Raw genomic sequence first — 14,574 nt, forward strand, 5'->3', positions numbered from 1 at the left:
AGTTTTTTAAAACCTGTCAGGTATATCATTTAATTTTTTAAATGCAAATCGAAATAACGAGCGATTTTTTCATTTAAGTGGATACGATCTCTTCCTGATACATTATGTTCGTGTGTAGGATATAAGAAATAGTCAACTTGTTTACCGGCTTTAATACAAGCTTCGATAAACCCCATACTTTGTTGTTGTACCACAACCGGGTCCTGAGCACCGTGAATTACCAATAAATCACCTTTTAATTGGTTTGCTTTATTGATTACACTTGATTTTTCATAACCTTCCGGATTTTCCTGCGGCGTATCCATATAACGCTCACCATACATTACCTCATAATATTTCCAGTCGGTTACAGGACCACCGGCAACACCTACTTTAAAAGTATCGCTTTGGTTCAGAATTAATGAAATTGTCATAAATCCTCCGAAACTCCATCCGTAAACTCCGATTTTTTCCTGATTTACAAACGATTTTGATTTTAAGAATTCAACACCTTTCATTTGATCAGCCATTTCATTCTGACCTAATTTACGGTGATTTACATGACAAAAATCTTTTCCTCTGGAATCACTTCCGCGGTTATCCAATGTAAATACAACATATCCTTGTTGTGCCATATAATAATCGAAAAGTGTCGCTCCGCCTAACCAACGGTTGTTTACCAATTGCGCATGAGAACCACCGTAAACATAAACCATTACCGGATATTTTTTGGTAGCATCAAAATTAGCAGGGTAAATAAGACGACCGTTTAAAGGTGTTTTACCGTCGGCAGATGTAATCGTAACCAATTCCATTTTCGGCATGTTGATTTTTCCGGCATATGGATTTTCGGCAGTGATTAACGATGTCGCTTTTTTCGATTTTACGTTTACGATTGCCGCTTCGTTTGGTGTAGTTGTATTACTATATTGATCAAAATAATATGATCCGTCTGAACTTAAACTGGCAGTGTGAGTTCCGCTTACGCCGGTTATTACAGTTGTTTTACCGGATTTTAAATCTACTTCATATAACTGACGATCCAATCCGTTATTAGCCGTTCCGATATAGCTGATTTTATTTCCTTTTGCATCAAAATCCAAAAGATCTTTTACTACTACATCTTTATAACCTAATTTTTTAATCAATTTTCCGTCAGTGTTGTATAAATACAATTGGTTATATCCTTCGTTTTCCGTCTGATATAAAAACTGATTCGGATTATTCGGTACAAAAGTCAGATTGTGTTGCGGCTCTACATAAGTAGCGGCTTTTTCTTCGAATAAAGTAGTAATCAGATTACCGGAAGCTGCATCGTATTTGTTTAGCTTCAAATGATTTTGTTCGCGGTTTAATAAACCGACATAAATGTATTTTCCGCTTGGATCCCAGGTTACACAAGTTAAATATTGTTCTTTCGGCTCTCCTGTTTTTAAAGTTACTTTGTTATTGGTATTTGCATCAAAGATCACCAAAGTTACTTCTTCACTTTTCATTCCGGCCATCGGATATTTAATATCTTTTACTTCCGCTACACGCGCTCCGAAATCAACCAAAGGATAATTGGTTACCATAGTTTCATCTTTTCGGTAGTAAGCCAGTTTATCACCGGATTTATTCCACCACATTCCCTGGTGAATTCCGAATTCCTGACGGTGTGTATAATCACTTCCGTTTACAATTCCGCTGTTCTCATCGTTTGTTACTTCGATTGTTTTTCCGTTAGCATCGGTGATACGGATATTGTTTTTAGCTAACCAGGCAATACGATTTTTAGTTTCCGTAGCTAACTGATTAGAAGCATCTGTCGGAATTGATAGTGCTTTTGTAATGCTTTTTTGCGTTACGTCAAATTCTACGATATAATTCGCTTTTTTTCCGGACACTTCAAAAGTAAGCGTGTTTTTATCTTTCCACTCATAGGCATAAGGAAACATTCTTAAATTGAACTCATCCTGTGGAAATTTGGCTTTCAAGGCATTTTGAACATCATCTTTACTCAATAATGCCACTTCTTTCCATTGATTGTCTTCTTTTCGGGTTACCAGATTCTGGTAGGTGTTGTCGAGATAGGTGATGGCTCTTACGTCTTTTTGCCATTGCGTGGCTAACATCGATTTAGGGGCATACGTACGCAAACCGGTTGTTGCTTCTTCGATCGTCAGGTTTCGCTGCGCAAATGTCATCGAACCGGTTAGAAGAAACAGTAAAGTGTACTTTTTCATTTAATAATAGAATTTTAAAAGGCTAAATTTATTTAAACTTATAGTATTATAGTGTTAATAGCGACACAAAAATGCTATAATGACTCATTAGTGGCAGGAAAGCCGATTTTGTTACAAACAAAAAATCCGCTCAAGACATAAAAATCTTAAACGGACTTAAACTAAAAAAAACTAAAAACTTAATTTAAAATCGAAAGTTCCTTCATACAATCTTTCATCATCTGATAGGTTCTCTCAATATCGTTATCCAATCCGATTGAGAAACGGATCAATCCGTCTGTTAATCCCATTTCGGCTTGTTCTTCCAACGGAATTTCTGAAGATGTTGACGTTCCCGGAGCGCTGAATAATGTTTTATAAAAACCTAAACTTACCGCCAGGTAACCTAAATTACGATTTTGCATCAATTCCATTAAGGCATTGGCTTTATCTAATGAACCGACATCAATGGTCATCATACCGCCAAAACCGTATTCCGGATTAATCATTCCTTTGTATAATTGATGGCTCGGGTGACTTTCTAATCCCGGATAAACCGTTTTGATTCCGTCATTTTCAAATTTTTGAGCCAGATACATTGCATTATGGCTGTGTTGTTTCATACGGATGTGTAACGTTCTCAGGTTTTTTAAGATACTTGCCGAACGTAAACTGTCCATTGTTGGCCCTAAAAGCATACTTGCTCCGTCGTTTACACTTTTCAGAGAATTGATAAAATCCTGTGTTCCGCATACGACACCGCCAACCGTATCGCTACTTCCGTTGATGTATTTGGTTAAACTGTGAATCACCACATCAGCACCCATTTTTGCTGGCGCTACTGATAAAGGTGAAAAAGTATTGTCAACAACTAAAGTCAGGTTGTGTTTTTTAGCAATTTTCGCTAAACTCTCGATATCGGCTACTTCCAAAAGCGGATTACTTACCGTTTCACAGTATAATACTTTTGTTGTCGGTAAAATAGCAGCTTCTACAACGTCTAATTTAGTAATATCAACAAATGTGGTTTTAATATCCAGACGTGGCATAAAGTTTTTCAGGAATGCATAAGTTCCTCCGTAAATCGTACGGCTGGAAACAATATGCTCTCCGGCTTTACACAATTGTAAAAGAGTAGGCGTAATAGCACCCATTCCGGAAGCGGCTACGTTAGCTGTTTCTGTTCCTTCCATAGCGGCCAAAGCTTCTCCTAAGTATAAGTTACTCGGAGATGAGTGACGGGAATACAGGTAACAACCTTCTGCATTTCCTTCGAAGGTATCGAACATGGTTTTGGCCGACAGGAAAGTATAAGTAGAAGAATCGGAAATGGATGGGTTAACGCCTCCGAATTCCCCAAAATACTGTAAATCCTGAATTTTATCAGCCGGGTTAAAATTTTTCATGCTTTTATAGTTAGTTGTGTTAGAGACTCTATTAAAAAGCCAAAATAAAGTTATTGATGAAAAAAAGTCAATAATATAGTTGTAACTTAGATAATAAAACTATTAAAATATATATTTGTAGTTTATTTTTTGGTTTTAAAAGGATTAATAGTGTTTTGACCAAATTTTTTTAATTAGTATAAAGATCACGATGAAATTTGATAACATTGATAAAAAATTGCTGCAATTATTGCAAACTGATTGTAAACTGACCAATAAGGAACTTTCCTTAAAATTAAATTTATCGGTTACGGCTGTCTACGAACGAATCAAGAAAATTGAAAAGGAAGGGATTATTTCTCGTTATGTAGCCTTATTAAACCGAAATAAGATCGAGAAAGGCTTCGTCGTATTCTGTCATTTGAAATTAACGCAACATACACGTGAATTTATCAGTCAATTTGAGAAAGAAGTAGTACAATTAAATGAAGTCCTGGAATGCTTTCATGTGAGCGGTGATTACGATTATATTCTAAAAATATGCGTTAAGGATATGGAGGAATATCGGGAGTTTATGGTTACGAAGTTAACGACATTACAACATATCGGAAGTACACATAGTACATTTATGATCGGGCAGGTTAAAAATACAACGGCTTTCATAATTTAATTTGCACTATTTTGTAATTATTTATATTGCATTTTGCGAATATTTTATTATTTTGGCAGATAATTAATCAAACCAAAATAACTTATGAAAACAAACATTCTGAACATTGCCGGCGTACAGGTATTGTCAAAAGAAAGCCAAAGAGCCGTAGTAGGCCAGGCTGGCGGAAAAAATCCTGATCTATCATTATGTGGTTGCTCTTGCAGCGGAGCAGTAACCGGACCTTTCTATTGTTCCGATTATATTGCTTGTCCGCAGGTATATACTTGTGGAGACGCTACAGCAGTGCTTTCTTAAAAATACTAACCTACTAAAAATTATATTATGAAATCAAGTTTATTAAACATTACAGGTGTACAGGTATTGTCAAAAGAAAATCAAAGACAAATTTACGGACAGGTGTTTGTAGAAGAACCTATCGATTTATCCAAATGCGGATGTTCTTGTAGCGGAGCGGTAACCGGACCGGCTTATTGTAGTCTTCATATTGGTTGTTTACAGGTATATCGATGCGATGATAACCAAATATAAATCAGATATTAAAAGAAAAAAATAACATGATTATGAAATCTAATCTTTTAAATATTACGGGTGTACAGGTTTTAACAAAAGAAAACCAAAGACAAATTTACGGACAGGTATTTGTAGAAGAAACAGGACCGTTCGATTTATCCAAATGCGGATGCTCTTGCAGCGGAGCAGTAACCGGACCTTCTTATTGTGATCGTTATTTCGCTTGTCCTCAGGTGTATACTTGCGGCGAGGTATAAGATATAAACAAACAAATCCCAAATACCATGAAAACAAATCTTTTAAACATTACAGGCGTACAGGTTTTGACAAAAGAAAACCAGCGTGCCATTACAGGTGAGATTGAAAAAATCGATCCTGATTTGTCGTTATGCGGCTGTTCTTGCAGCGGTTCGGTGACCGGACCGGCTTATTGCCGCCGATACATTGCTTGTCCGCAGGTCTATACCTGTCTGGAAGTAATGTAGTCAAAAAAATAAAAAGATATTGAAACCCTGATGATGTCAGGGTTTTTTTATGGTGTTTTTTTACGAATACCGCAAGGAACATACCCTTGTTTTAAAGGAACGTTAAAACCGGTTTTATTTTAAAAAGAAACCGATTTCGTCTAAACAAAATTCCTTAATTTTGTAATGAAATTTTTAAAAACACAACATAATATAAGATACTATGAGTTCATTTGACGTAGTTGTTATTGGTTCGGGTCCTGGTGGCTATGTGGCAGCAATCCGTTGCGCACAATTGGGAATGAAAACGGCCATAATCGAAAAATATTCCACATTAGGAGGTACTTGTTTAAATGTTGGATGTATCCCGTCCAAAGCCATGTTAGCATCATCTCACCATTATGAAGAACTTTCTCATTTTGCAGATCACGGAATCGAAGTGACCGGCGATGTAAAAGTGAGCATCGAAAAAATGGTAGCCCGAAAACAAGCTGTTGTTGATCAAACTGCCGGAGGGGTGAAATACCTGATGGATAAAAATAAAATTGCGGTTTTCGAAGGAGTAGGTTCTTTTGAAAGTGCTACAGCAATCGCAATCACGAAAAAAGATGGTTCAGTCGAAAAAATTGAAGCAAAAAATACAATCATTGCAACCGGTTCAAAACCGTCTTCTTTACCGTTTATCAAGATTGATAAAGAAAGAATCATTACGTCTACTGAAGCTTTAAACTTAAAAGAAGTTCCGAAACACTTAGTGATCATCGGTGGTGGTGTAATCGGTCTTGAATTAGGACAGGTTTACCTTCGCTTAGGTGCTCAGGTTTCGGTTGTTGAATTTATGGATCGTATCATTCCGGGAATGGATGCCGGTTTGTCTAAAGAATTGACAAAAGTGCTGAAAAAACAAGGAATGAAATTCTATACGTCTCATAAAGTTCAGGCTGTTGACCGTAACGGTGATGTTGTAACGGTTAAAGCGGAAAATGCTAAAGGTGAAATAATCACACTTGAAGGCGATTATGCTTTGATTTCTGTAGGACGTCGTCCGTATACTGACGGTTTAAATGCAGACAAAGCCGGTGTGAAGATTACCGAAAGAGGTCAGGTGGAAGTAAATGATCATTTACAAACAACGGCTTCTAATATTTATGCAATCGGTGATGTTGTTCGCGGAGCGATGTTAGCGCACAAAGCGGAAGAAGAAGGTGTGGTTGTTGCGGAATATCTTGCCGGACAAAAACCACATATCGACTATAATTTAATTCCGGGTGTTGTATATACCTGGCCGGAAGTAGCGGCTGTTGGAAAAACAGAAGAGCAGTTAAAAGAAGCAGGTGTGGCATATAAATCAGGAAGCTTCCCGTTCAAAGCTTTAGGACGTGCTCGTGCCGGAGGTGATACTGACGGATTTGTAAAAATTTTAGCGGATGCAAAAACAGATGAAGTTTTAGGTGTTCATATGATCGGACCTCGTTGTGCGGATTTAATTGCAGAAGCGGTAACGGCTATGGAATTCAAAGCTTCAGCTGAAGATATTTCAAGAATGTCGCATGCTCACCCAACATTTGCGGAAGCTATCAAAGAAGCGGCTTTAGCTGCAACTGATAACAGAGCATTACATGTGTAAGCAATATAAAATAGATTAAAAAATAAAAGGGCAGTTCACATTGAACTGCCCTTTTATTTTTTATACCAGACAGGTTTTAAAACCTGTCTGGTGTTTACTCAAAGTATTGACCGGTAAAAGTGTAGATCGTAAACTCATTTGTTACATTGCCTTCTTCCGTTACTACAGGAAGAGAAATCTGTTTCTTTTGATCATCGTATTTAATCAATTGTAACGGACGTTCCGGTCGGTCAACAACACTGAAAAAATCAAAGTCAATTTGTAGTAGATCTTTGAATCCTTCTTTTGTTTTAAATAATTTTGTTTCCTTTTTCAATTGGTTGTTTTCAATACTGAAAACCGCAATCGACTGACTGGCGTCTTTAGAGGAGTAAATTCCGTTACTTACCGCCAGGTAGTATGTTTTGGAACCGTTTTTTAAGGTGAAAATTTCCGAATAAAAAGGGATATAATCATCTTCGCTCCCTGTCTCTTTAACTATTTTGGACTGTACATTTTTTCCGGATTGGTATTGGAAAATATTTACAAAATCAACCATAGTACCGCCTTCCGATGTATCCCAGCTATAAATTTTAAACAAAGAATCCTTACTGATCACGATATGAATGTTTTCCTTTTTTAAAGAATCAAAAGGATATCGTATGGATTCCGGATTTTTAGTCAGACAGTTTAAAAAGGCGGTTTCAAATTTTATGTTTTCAGTTTCCAATGAATCCAAAGGAGCATCGTTACCATCGGTATGATAAGCTGCAATTTTTTGATACATCTTCTGAAGCTTGACTTCTTCATCTTTTAAATGAGAAGTCAGTTGTGGTGTTGGTGTATCGGCCTTTTTTTGTTTTTGATCACAACTGTTTAAAAATAGTGTCAGCAAAAGGAATAATGGAATACAGTTTTTCATGGTTTTGAATTAATTGGTGAAATAATTAAACTCGGTATCTCCGGATGCTGCTATGGCATTGTAATTTTGCGGAAGCTATCCTATAAATGTAAGCAAATCATTACCAGAAAGGTAAGAATTTTAGTTAATTTATTGTTTTAAAAAATTTACGGATTACTACTTTTACACTTCTAATTGGGTTTGAATTTCATACCAAAAAAATCAAACTTTATCCTTGTAATGATTATAAAAGGTGAGTTGCTCTTTTAAAACTTCATTGATCTCTATCCAACCATTTTTTTCTGACAGGTCGATTGCCTGTTTCCATGCTTTTTCTACAATATCCAAGCGTTCTCTTTTGCCGGCCCAATAACCCGCACTTATCAAGGCATTCCATGAAGCGATAGGGGCTTTATATTCTTCTTCCAGGCGTGAGGCGGCTTCAAGATGCTTTTCTCCTGTGTATTCATATTGTCCGTTGATCCTGATAGTTTCTGTCGCTTCAAAGAGCGGGTGCTTTTGTACTTCTTCCGGGAACATGGCATATTGGTCTTCCCATTCGGAATCAAAACTATGAGATAAGTGCGAAACCAAAGAATAAGAATTCCCCAAGCTTATCACATAATTACTAAACCCGTTATTGTCACAATCGAATCCATGAGGTAGTTTCGCACAATGCCAAAGATGCTGCCATTTGTCTTCATATTCCATATTGAGTAAACCTAACGCTCTTTGAGCCAAAACATTTCCTACATATTCATTCCAGATACCATAATTGATTGGCTCATAATCGGGAAGATAGGTTCTCTTTTCTTTTAATTTTTCAAACAATTGAAATGCCTTTTTCTGTTCGGGCGTGTCATAATAATGATCCCAAAATTCTTTGAAAAACGCATCCTCATGATTGACCGCGTCTTTAAACCGTTCCTGATTGGCTTCCGAGAGCAAGAACTCCTTCAGGAAATTAAGGTCTCCACCTCCCAAATAGTCAAAAAAAGGTTCCGATAAATCAACAGCTCCTTCTATCTTTTCCTGAAGTTCTGCTATAGCTTTAGGTTTGCCCATAAATCTTAAGTAAGACATCGGAATGATGGACTGTAAATTTGGTGCGAATGTAAAACATTCTTGGTAGCTATGATTATGAAACACTATCGGAGATTTTTTTAACGGCTTTTCGGGCGTTAATCGAATGCTCAATATATTATCAGAATAAAAGCCCAAAGGGGCAACCGACCAAAATCCCATTTTCATAAGAGTAATCAGTTTTTCATTTTCATCCTCATTCTTAAATTTGAAGAGAAATGCACGGTCACTCTCTTTTTTGTCTTGGTATATTTTTTTTAGATCCGAATGTATCCTGTTTATTTCCATATTGATTTTATCTCTTTATATATGTTCACTCCAAATGGCTCTTGATAAAGCTCTTATTTTTTAGTGTTTCTTCTCTTGTTTTTTATCATCCTCTAAATCTTTATGCTTTTCTAAAGTAAGCCTTAGGGCATTCATACTGATGTTGAAAGAATGGTCGAAAGATTCTTTTGCTGTTTTATTAACATCTTCAAGGACTTTAGCCTTATTTTCATCTATTTTTGACTCACTTGCTTCCTCTCCTTCAAAAATAATAAAAATCCCCAATGGATATGCTAACTTAGCGTGGAGTTAGAGCTAAGAACAAAAAATGAAGAAAAAGTTAAGCTGCATTTTTATAATTATTTAGCTTTTTATTCGTTTCAACAGAAAACTTTCCTATTCTTAAACCAGGTCTTCCATAATTTAGCGTATATTCTAGCTCGAATAGACTAGAATGGTGTCAATGAGTGGTTTTGATCTAATAAGATTATTATATTTGGACTGAGTTGTTTTAAGTCAAAAATGCAAGAACAACTGCCTAATGATGACATGGTCTAGTTACCAAATCTTACCCTTTATTGAAAAAATATTGAATGCATATAATAGGAATCTTGATCAAATAAAAAACCGCAATCCGATTAGGTCTTGCGGTCTTTTGGTTATAAAGGGTTGGTTATAGCGTATGAAACGGGTTTAGCTGTTAAGCATTACCGGCATTACCAGCATGGTTACAGTTTCACCTTCATCCAGTCCGTCAACCGGAGTTAAAATACCGGCACGGTTTGGTAAAGACATTTCTAACATGATTTCATCAGATTGCAGATTGGTTAACATCTCCGTTAAGAAACGGGAGTTAAATCCGATTTGCATATCATCTCCCTGATAATCACAAGTTAATCTTTCTTCAGCTTTGTTTGAGTAATCGATATCTTCAGCAGAGATATTTAACTCGGCACCGGCAATTTTTAAACGAATCTGGTGTGTCGTTTTGTTAGCAAAAATAGCCACACGACGTACCGAACTTAAAAACTGTGTACGGTTCATTAATAATTTATTCGGGTTTTCTTTTGGAATAACTGCTTCATAATTCGGGTATTTACCGTCAATTAATCGGCAGGTTAAAATATAATTGTCAAAAGAGAAAGTAGCATTCGAATCGTTATATTCAATTTTTACTTCTGCGTCAGAAGCTCCTAGAATACCTTTTAAAATATTTAATGGTTTTTTTGGCATGATAAAATCAGCTACCTGAGATGCTTTTACATCTGTACGAGCATATTTTACCAATTTATGTGCATCGGTTGCTACGAAAATAAGACCTTCCGGTGAAAACTGGAAGAAAACCCCAGACATTACCGGACGTAAATCATCGTTACCGGCTGCAAAGATTGTTTTACTTACGGCTGTTGCCAAAACTTCGGCAGGAACCAAAGTAGAAGAAGGTTCTTCTAATACTACAGCTTTAGGGAATTCATCACCCGGAGCATAAGCCAATGCATATTTACCGGAATTCGAGCTGATTTCTACAGTGTTGTTATCTTCTACTGTAAAAGTTAACGGTTGTTCCGGGAATGTTTTTAATATTTCCAATAAAAGTTTAGCCGGAACAGCAACGCTTCCCTGGCTGGTTGAATCGATTTCCAATGTGGCCGACATGGTTGTCTCTAAATCGGATGCCGAAACTTTAAGTTGGTTATTGTCTAATTCAAATAAGAAATTATCTAAAATAGGTAAGGTGTTGCTACTGTTAATAACACTACCTAAAACCTGTAATTGTTTTAATAAATATGAACTGGATACAATAAACTTCATCATCTTTCTTTTTTAGGTTTGTAAAATCCGGTATTAAATTTTACATTTCACAAATATATCGTAATCTGATTAATCAAAAAACATTTTTTATTAACAACTAGCGGGAATATTTCCTTTTTCTAAGGAAAGTAAACAATAGTCCGAATATGGCCAGTACAACTATTGGTAATCCGACAGTTAGAATCTGTATCATACTATAACTGTCGTAAACTTTCTGTTTGTCCAGCAACGGTAAATCAACATCTTTACTTCTAATGTTAATAAGTCCGGTGTCATCCAGTAAATAATTCACACAGTTTAATAGAAATTCCTTATTGCCGTAAAGATTGTTGGTCCATTTGTCATATCCCAGTTCCAAAGGTTGGTAAGCCTGATCCAATTGGTTTTTAATAAGATCACCATCTGAGATTACAATCATTTTACCGGCTTTGCCCGTTGTCTTATACGTACTGTCTTTAAACGGTAATATACGGTTTTCGTACATCGATTTGAATTTACCTTCCAGTAAAACCGAAACCGGTATACGTCCGCCACCCGGATAATCTTTCGGGTTGGTTTCTTCCGTTACCATATTCAAACTCACTTCAACCGGTGTACCTACAGATTTGGAATATTGCGAAGATTCCAATAAAATAGTTTTCTTGATACCGTTCTTTAATGTGTCGATCGGATTTGCAAATTCAAAGCGAACACCTTCAATATTTTTTACAATCGGATTTTGAGATTGCGGATATACAAAAGGGGAGTATTTCCAGAAATACTGTTCATATTGAGTTGCGCTGCCTCGTTCTCCGGAAGCAAGTTTTATCGGAGCTGCCTGTTCGTCTTTTACTAATGCCGGGCTGATTCGGATACCGTATTTAAAGAACATGTCATTCAGATTCAGATCTCTCGGAAAAGCAAGAATAGTTCCGGCATCGTTATATAAACTATCCATTTCAGCTTGAACAGCATCTACAAGCCATAACGTTTTACCGCCATTTACAATATATTGATCAAGGGCTTGCTTTTCCTCTTCCGTAAATTTTTCGGTTGGTTTAGCGATTACCGCCAGATCGTATTTTTTAAGCGCCTCAACGGTTTTAACCGGGTTTTTAGCAATTGAATCCATCGTAAACGGACCAATATAATAGCTTTCGCGAATGGTCTTCAGGAAGTCGGCAATTTGCAATTCATGTAATTCACCGTTACCTTTAATGATGGCAATTTTCTTTTCCTTGCTTTTGGAAATCTTATTGAAAGCATCGGCAAAAGCATATTCCAAATGCTGAACGGAGCTGATTACCTTTTCCTCAGTGGTAGCGCCCATCATATTTTTAAGCAACTGTATTTTGGTGCTTTTATCGTTATAGGTCGCAATAGCCCACGGAAAAACCACTTCCTGCGATTGTTTTCCGCGATCGTCAACGGTAATACTGATCGGATTTAAACCGCGTTGGTACAACATTTTCATGTTGGCTTCACGCTCTTCCTCTTTTTCAAGCGGATTGACAAACTGGAAAATGATATTCGGATTATAGGCTTTGTATTCTTCTAATATTTGTTTGGTTTCGGCTTGTAATCGTTTAAATTCACCCGGAAACTGACCTTCCAGGAAAACATCAATATACAACGGACTGTCGATGCTTTTAATGATTTCCAAAGAGGTTTCCGATAAGGTATAGCGTTTGTCCTGTGTTAAGTCAAAACGTTTAAAAATATAATTACCGATTAAATTGATTGCAATAATGGCAATAATAACAATCCCGAACTGTTTCAGATTTTTCTTTTGCTGCGCTTTCATTACCATTTCAGAGATTTAAGTTTGTAAACGGTAGCCGATAAAAACAGTACGGTTACACTGATAAAATAGATAATGTCACGGGTATCGATCACACCGCGGCTCATACTCTTAAAATGATAATCCATTCCAAAGCGGGCAACGGTATTGCCGAATGCTCCCATAAAGCCTGACATACCTTCGAAACCGAAATAAAACACGAAACAAAGGAAAACAGCAATAATAAAAGCGACAATCTGATTGTCGGAAAGAGTAGAAGTAAAGATACCGATAGCGGTATAAGATGCGATAAGGAATAAAAGTCCGAAATAAGACCCTAATGTACTTCCCATATCTATATTTCCTTCCGGATTTCCAAATTGAGAAATTACCATAACATAAATTACGGTAGGCAGTATAGCGATAACAATCAGTAAAAAAGCGCCCAGAAATTTACCGTTTACAATCTCCCAGATACTCAAAGGTTTAGTAAGCATCAGTTCAATCGTTCCTTGCTTCTTTTCGTCCGAAAAACTACGCATGGTTACGGCCGGGATAAGAAAAATCAAAATCCAGGGTGATAAGGTGAAAAAAGGACTTAAGTCGGCAAAACCGCTTTTAAGAATGTTGAAATCGCCTTCGAATACCCAAAGGAACAGACCGTTTAACAACAGAAAAATTGCGATAACCAAATAACCTATCGGTGATCCGAAAAAGGATTTGATTTCTCTAAATAATAAGGCTTTCATTTATTTTTTGTACGTTTTATATTTATTCCAGACTAACCAGTTTATCAACGCTCCAGGCTTCCGGTTTGGCATTAAAAAATTGCTTTGTATAAGCCCAAACTTCAATGAAAAGCTCCGAATTCCGGTAATTTTCCAAATCGGTTTCTGCTTCCCAATAACTATAGGTGAAGAAAACCGACGGGTTATTTTTATCCTGATAAAGTTCTAAAAAACGATTACCCGGAAAATTGCGTATTTTTTGCTTTACTTCATGAAAATTCGTTAAAAAAGCTTCGATTTTGTCTTCGTGGAAACTCATTTTTACGATGCGTACAAACATAAGGAATTATGAATTAATTTTTGAAATTAGGATTTGAAAATTATAGACACCCGATCACGGAATTTAAGTCCCAGTAATGAAGTGGCAGAACCTACCGTAGACGGGTTACTTTTATAGATAGCAATTTCAAGAAAATCAGCTTCATTAAAAAGAGCCAGTTTTTCACCTTCGAAGTCTTTTAAGCCGAATTTTTCCGAAATTTTAAAATCGGAATAGTTCTGATGAATGCTTTTAATGGTTTTGGTACCGAAGCGAACTTCAAACTCCCGACCTCTGGCGGTTTCCTGAATCATTTTACGGGAAATATTGGTTACACAGTTACCGAAATGGTCAATGTAAACCACCGATCCGTTAATTGAATTATAATTAGAAGCTACGGTTGCCTGAAGTTCACTCATTTCTTTTATACTGTCGGTTTCCCGTCCGATTACATTCATGACGCCTCCTCTTGCTAAATGACAGGCTACTTTTACAAAAACGTCCATATCGGTAGCATTATCCGGTAATCGGTCATGTATGTTGATCTCGACAATTTTCTGCGGAACGATTTTCTGTGTCAGTATACTCAGAATACCGTTATCGGCACAAATAAAATAATGGTCGTTCCATTGCATGGCAATGTGTTTATTCTCGAAAGTACGCTCAGAATCCACTCCGATCAGGTGAACGGTTCCTTTCGGAAAACTGCTGTAAGCCGCATTAATAATATAACTGGCCTCGGAAATATTAAACAGATCAATGTTGTGGGAAATGTCAATAATTTGTACGTCAGGATGTTCTGTAATAATCTTACCTTTCAAAGAACCCACAAAGTGGTCCTTCAGCCCGAAGTCGGTAGTAAGCGTAATTATTGACATCATTTT

16 protein-coding genes are annotated in these 14,574 nt (G+C 36.6%); 6 read left to right on the top strand and 10 right to left on the bottom strand.

The features are described 5' to 3' along the window. Positions 1 to 29 precede the first annotated feature (29 nt). Positions 30 to 2,204, bottom strand: a complete 2,175-nt coding sequence (locus NOX80_RS12445; protein ID WP_256550116.1) for a S9 family peptidase — start codon at positions 2,202 to 2,204, stop codon at positions 30 to 32. A gap of 179 nt (positions 2,205 to 2,383) precedes the next feature. Next, entirely contained in the window at positions 2,384 to 3,589 is a 1,206-nt protein-coding gene (locus NOX80_RS12450) for an aminotransferase class I/II-fold pyridoxal phosphate-dependent enzyme (protein ID WP_256550117.1), read from the bottom strand. Between the two features lie 190 nt (positions 3,590 to 3,779). On the opposite strand from NOX80_RS12450, the gene NOX80_RS12455 reads away from it, so the two are divergent. The 6 genes from NOX80_RS12455 to lpdA all read left to right on the top strand — a co-directional run bounded on the left by NOX80_RS12455 (position 3,780) and on the right by lpdA (position 6,842). Continuing rightward, a complete protein-coding gene (locus tag NOX80_RS12455; protein ID WP_256550118.1) occupies positions 3,780 to 4,238 on the top strand; it encodes an Lrp/AsnC family transcriptional regulator in 459 nt (152 codons plus the stop codon). An 84-nt stretch (positions 4,239 to 4,322) separates the two neighbouring features. Beyond that, positions 4,323 to 4,535 (top strand): hypothetical protein, encoded by a 213-nt coding sequence (locus NOX80_RS12460; RefSeq protein WP_256550119.1) that lies wholly within the window; start codon positions 4,323 to 4,325, stop codon positions 4,533 to 4,535. A gap of 27 nt (positions 4,536 to 4,562) precedes the next feature. Then, positions 4,563 to 4,769 carry a hypothetical protein gene (locus tag NOX80_RS12465; protein WP_256550120.1) on the top strand — a complete coding sequence of 69 codons (207 nt, stop codon included), beginning with the start codon at positions 4,563 to 4,565 and terminating at the stop codon, positions 4,767 to 4,769. A 32-nt stretch (positions 4,770 to 4,801) separates the two neighbouring features. Then, a complete protein-coding gene (locus NOX80_RS12470) occupies positions 4,802 to 5,008 on the top strand; it encodes a hypothetical protein (RefSeq protein WP_256550121.1) in 207 nt (68 codons plus the stop codon). Positions 5,009 to 5,035: 27 nt separating this feature from the next. Further along, positions 5,036 to 5,236, top strand: coding sequence for a hypothetical protein (locus NOX80_RS12475; RefSeq protein WP_256550122.1), 201 nt, complete (start codon positions 5,036 to 5,038; stop codon positions 5,234 to 5,236). Positions 5,237 to 5,438: 202 nt separating this feature from the next. After that, complete coding sequence (gene lpdA, locus NOX80_RS12480; RefSeq protein ID WP_256550123.1) at positions 5,439 to 6,842, top strand: dihydrolipoyl dehydrogenase; 1,404 nt, start codon at positions 5,439 to 5,441, stop codon at positions 6,840 to 6,842. A gap of 94 nt (positions 6,843 to 6,936) precedes the next feature. Here the strand turns inward: lpdA and NOX80_RS12485 are convergent, their stop codons facing one another. The 8 genes from NOX80_RS12485 to NOX80_RS12520 all read right to left on the bottom strand — a co-directional run bounded on the left by NOX80_RS12485 (position 6,937) and on the right by NOX80_RS12520 (position 14,568). Next, positions 6,937 to 7,743, bottom strand: a complete 807-nt coding sequence (locus NOX80_RS12485) for a hypothetical protein (protein ID WP_256550124.1) — start codon at positions 7,741 to 7,743, stop codon at positions 6,937 to 6,939. A 201-nt stretch (positions 7,744 to 7,944) separates the two neighbouring features. Then, complete coding sequence (locus tag NOX80_RS12490; protein ID WP_256550125.1) at positions 7,945 to 8,787, bottom strand: hypothetical protein; 843 nt, start codon at positions 8,785 to 8,787, stop codon at positions 7,945 to 7,947. Positions 8,788 to 9,153: 366 nt separating this feature from the next. Continuing rightward, positions 9,154 to 9,357 (bottom strand): hypothetical protein, encoded by a 204-nt coding sequence (locus tag NOX80_RS12495; protein ID WP_256550126.1) that lies wholly within the window; start codon positions 9,355 to 9,357, stop codon positions 9,154 to 9,156. A 408-nt stretch (positions 9,358 to 9,765) separates the two neighbouring features. Then, positions 9,766 to 10,884 (bottom strand): DNA polymerase III subunit beta, encoded by a 1,119-nt coding sequence (gene dnaN / locus NOX80_RS12500; RefSeq protein ID WP_256553009.1) that lies wholly within the window; start codon positions 10,882 to 10,884, stop codon positions 9,766 to 9,768. Between the two features lie 97 nt (positions 10,885 to 10,981). Then, complete coding sequence (gene gldG / locus NOX80_RS12505; protein WP_256550127.1) at positions 10,982 to 12,667, bottom strand: gliding motility-associated ABC transporter substrate-binding protein GldG; 1,686 nt, start codon at positions 12,665 to 12,667, stop codon at positions 10,982 to 10,984. After that, a complete protein-coding gene (gene gldF, locus NOX80_RS12510) occupies positions 12,667 to 13,392 on the bottom strand; it encodes a gliding motility-associated ABC transporter permease subunit GldF (RefSeq protein WP_256550128.1) in 726 nt (241 codons plus the stop codon). Before gldF ends, gldG begins: the two co-directional genes overlap by 1 nt. 22 nt (positions 13,393 to 13,414) lie before the next feature. Then, entirely contained in the window at positions 13,415 to 13,711 is a 297-nt protein-coding gene (locus tag NOX80_RS12515; protein WP_256550129.1) for a putative quinol monooxygenase, read from the bottom strand. Positions 13,712 to 13,737: 26 nt separating this feature from the next. Continuing rightward, positions 13,738 to 14,568, bottom strand: coding sequence for an SAM hydrolase/SAM-dependent halogenase family protein (locus NOX80_RS12520; RefSeq protein ID WP_256553010.1), 831 nt, complete (start codon positions 14,566 to 14,568; stop codon positions 13,738 to 13,740). Between the last annotated feature and the right edge of the window lie 6 nt (positions 14,569 to 14,574).

Source organism: Flavobacterium cerinum, from assembly GCF_024496085.1.
Classification (GTDB): Bacteria; Bacteroidota; Bacteroidia; order Flavobacteriales; family Flavobacteriaceae; genus Flavobacterium; species Flavobacterium cerinum_A.

Coding starts and splice junctions, on each gene's coding strand:
- NOX80_RS12445 (WP_256550116.1), bottom strand. CDS start 2,204: ATGAAAAAGTACACTTTACTGTTTCTTCTAACCGGTTCGATGACATTT.
- NOX80_RS12450 (WP_256550117.1), bottom strand. CDS start 3,589: ATGAAAAATTTTAACCCGGCTGATAAAATTCAGGATTTACAGTATTTT.
- NOX80_RS12455 (WP_256550118.1), top strand. CDS start 3,780: ATGAAATTTGATAACATTGATAAAAAATTGCTGCAATTATTGCAAACT.
- NOX80_RS12460 (WP_256550119.1), top strand. CDS start 4,323: ATGAAAACAAACATTCTGAACATTGCCGGCGTACAGGTATTGTCAAAA.
- NOX80_RS12465 (WP_256550120.1), top strand. CDS start 4,563: ATGAAATCAAGTTTATTAAACATTACAGGTGTACAGGTATTGTCAAAA.
- NOX80_RS12470 (WP_256550121.1), top strand. CDS start 4,802: ATGAAATCTAATCTTTTAAATATTACGGGTGTACAGGTTTTAACAAAA.
- NOX80_RS12475 (WP_256550122.1), top strand. CDS start 5,036: ATGAAAACAAATCTTTTAAACATTACAGGCGTACAGGTTTTGACAAAA.
- lpdA (WP_256550123.1), top strand. CDS start 5,439: ATGAGTTCATTTGACGTAGTTGTTATTGGTTCGGGTCCTGGTGGCTAT.
- NOX80_RS12485 (WP_256550124.1), bottom strand. CDS start 7,743: ATGAAAAACTGTATTCCATTATTCCTTTTGCTGACACTATTTTTAAAC.
- NOX80_RS12490 (WP_256550125.1), bottom strand. CDS start 8,787: ATGGGCAAACCTAAAGCTATAGCAGAACTTCAGGAAAAGATAGAAGGA.
- dnaN (WP_256553009.1), bottom strand. CDS start 10,884: ATGAAGTTTATTGTATCCAGTTCATATTTATTAAAACAATTACAGGTT.
- gldG (WP_256550127.1), bottom strand. CDS start 12,667: ATGAAAGCGCAGCAAAAGAAAAATCTGAAACAGTTCGGGATTGTTATT.
- gldF (WP_256550128.1), bottom strand. CDS start 13,392: ATGAAAGCCTTATTATTTAGAGAAATCAAATCCTTTTTCGGATCACCG.
- NOX80_RS12515 (WP_256550129.1), bottom strand. CDS start 13,711: ATGTTTGTACGCATCGTAAAAATGAGTTTCCACGAAGACAAAATCGAA.
- NOX80_RS12520 (WP_256553010.1), bottom strand. CDS start 14,568: ATGTCAATAATTACGCTTACTACCGACTTCGGGCTGAAGGACCACTTT.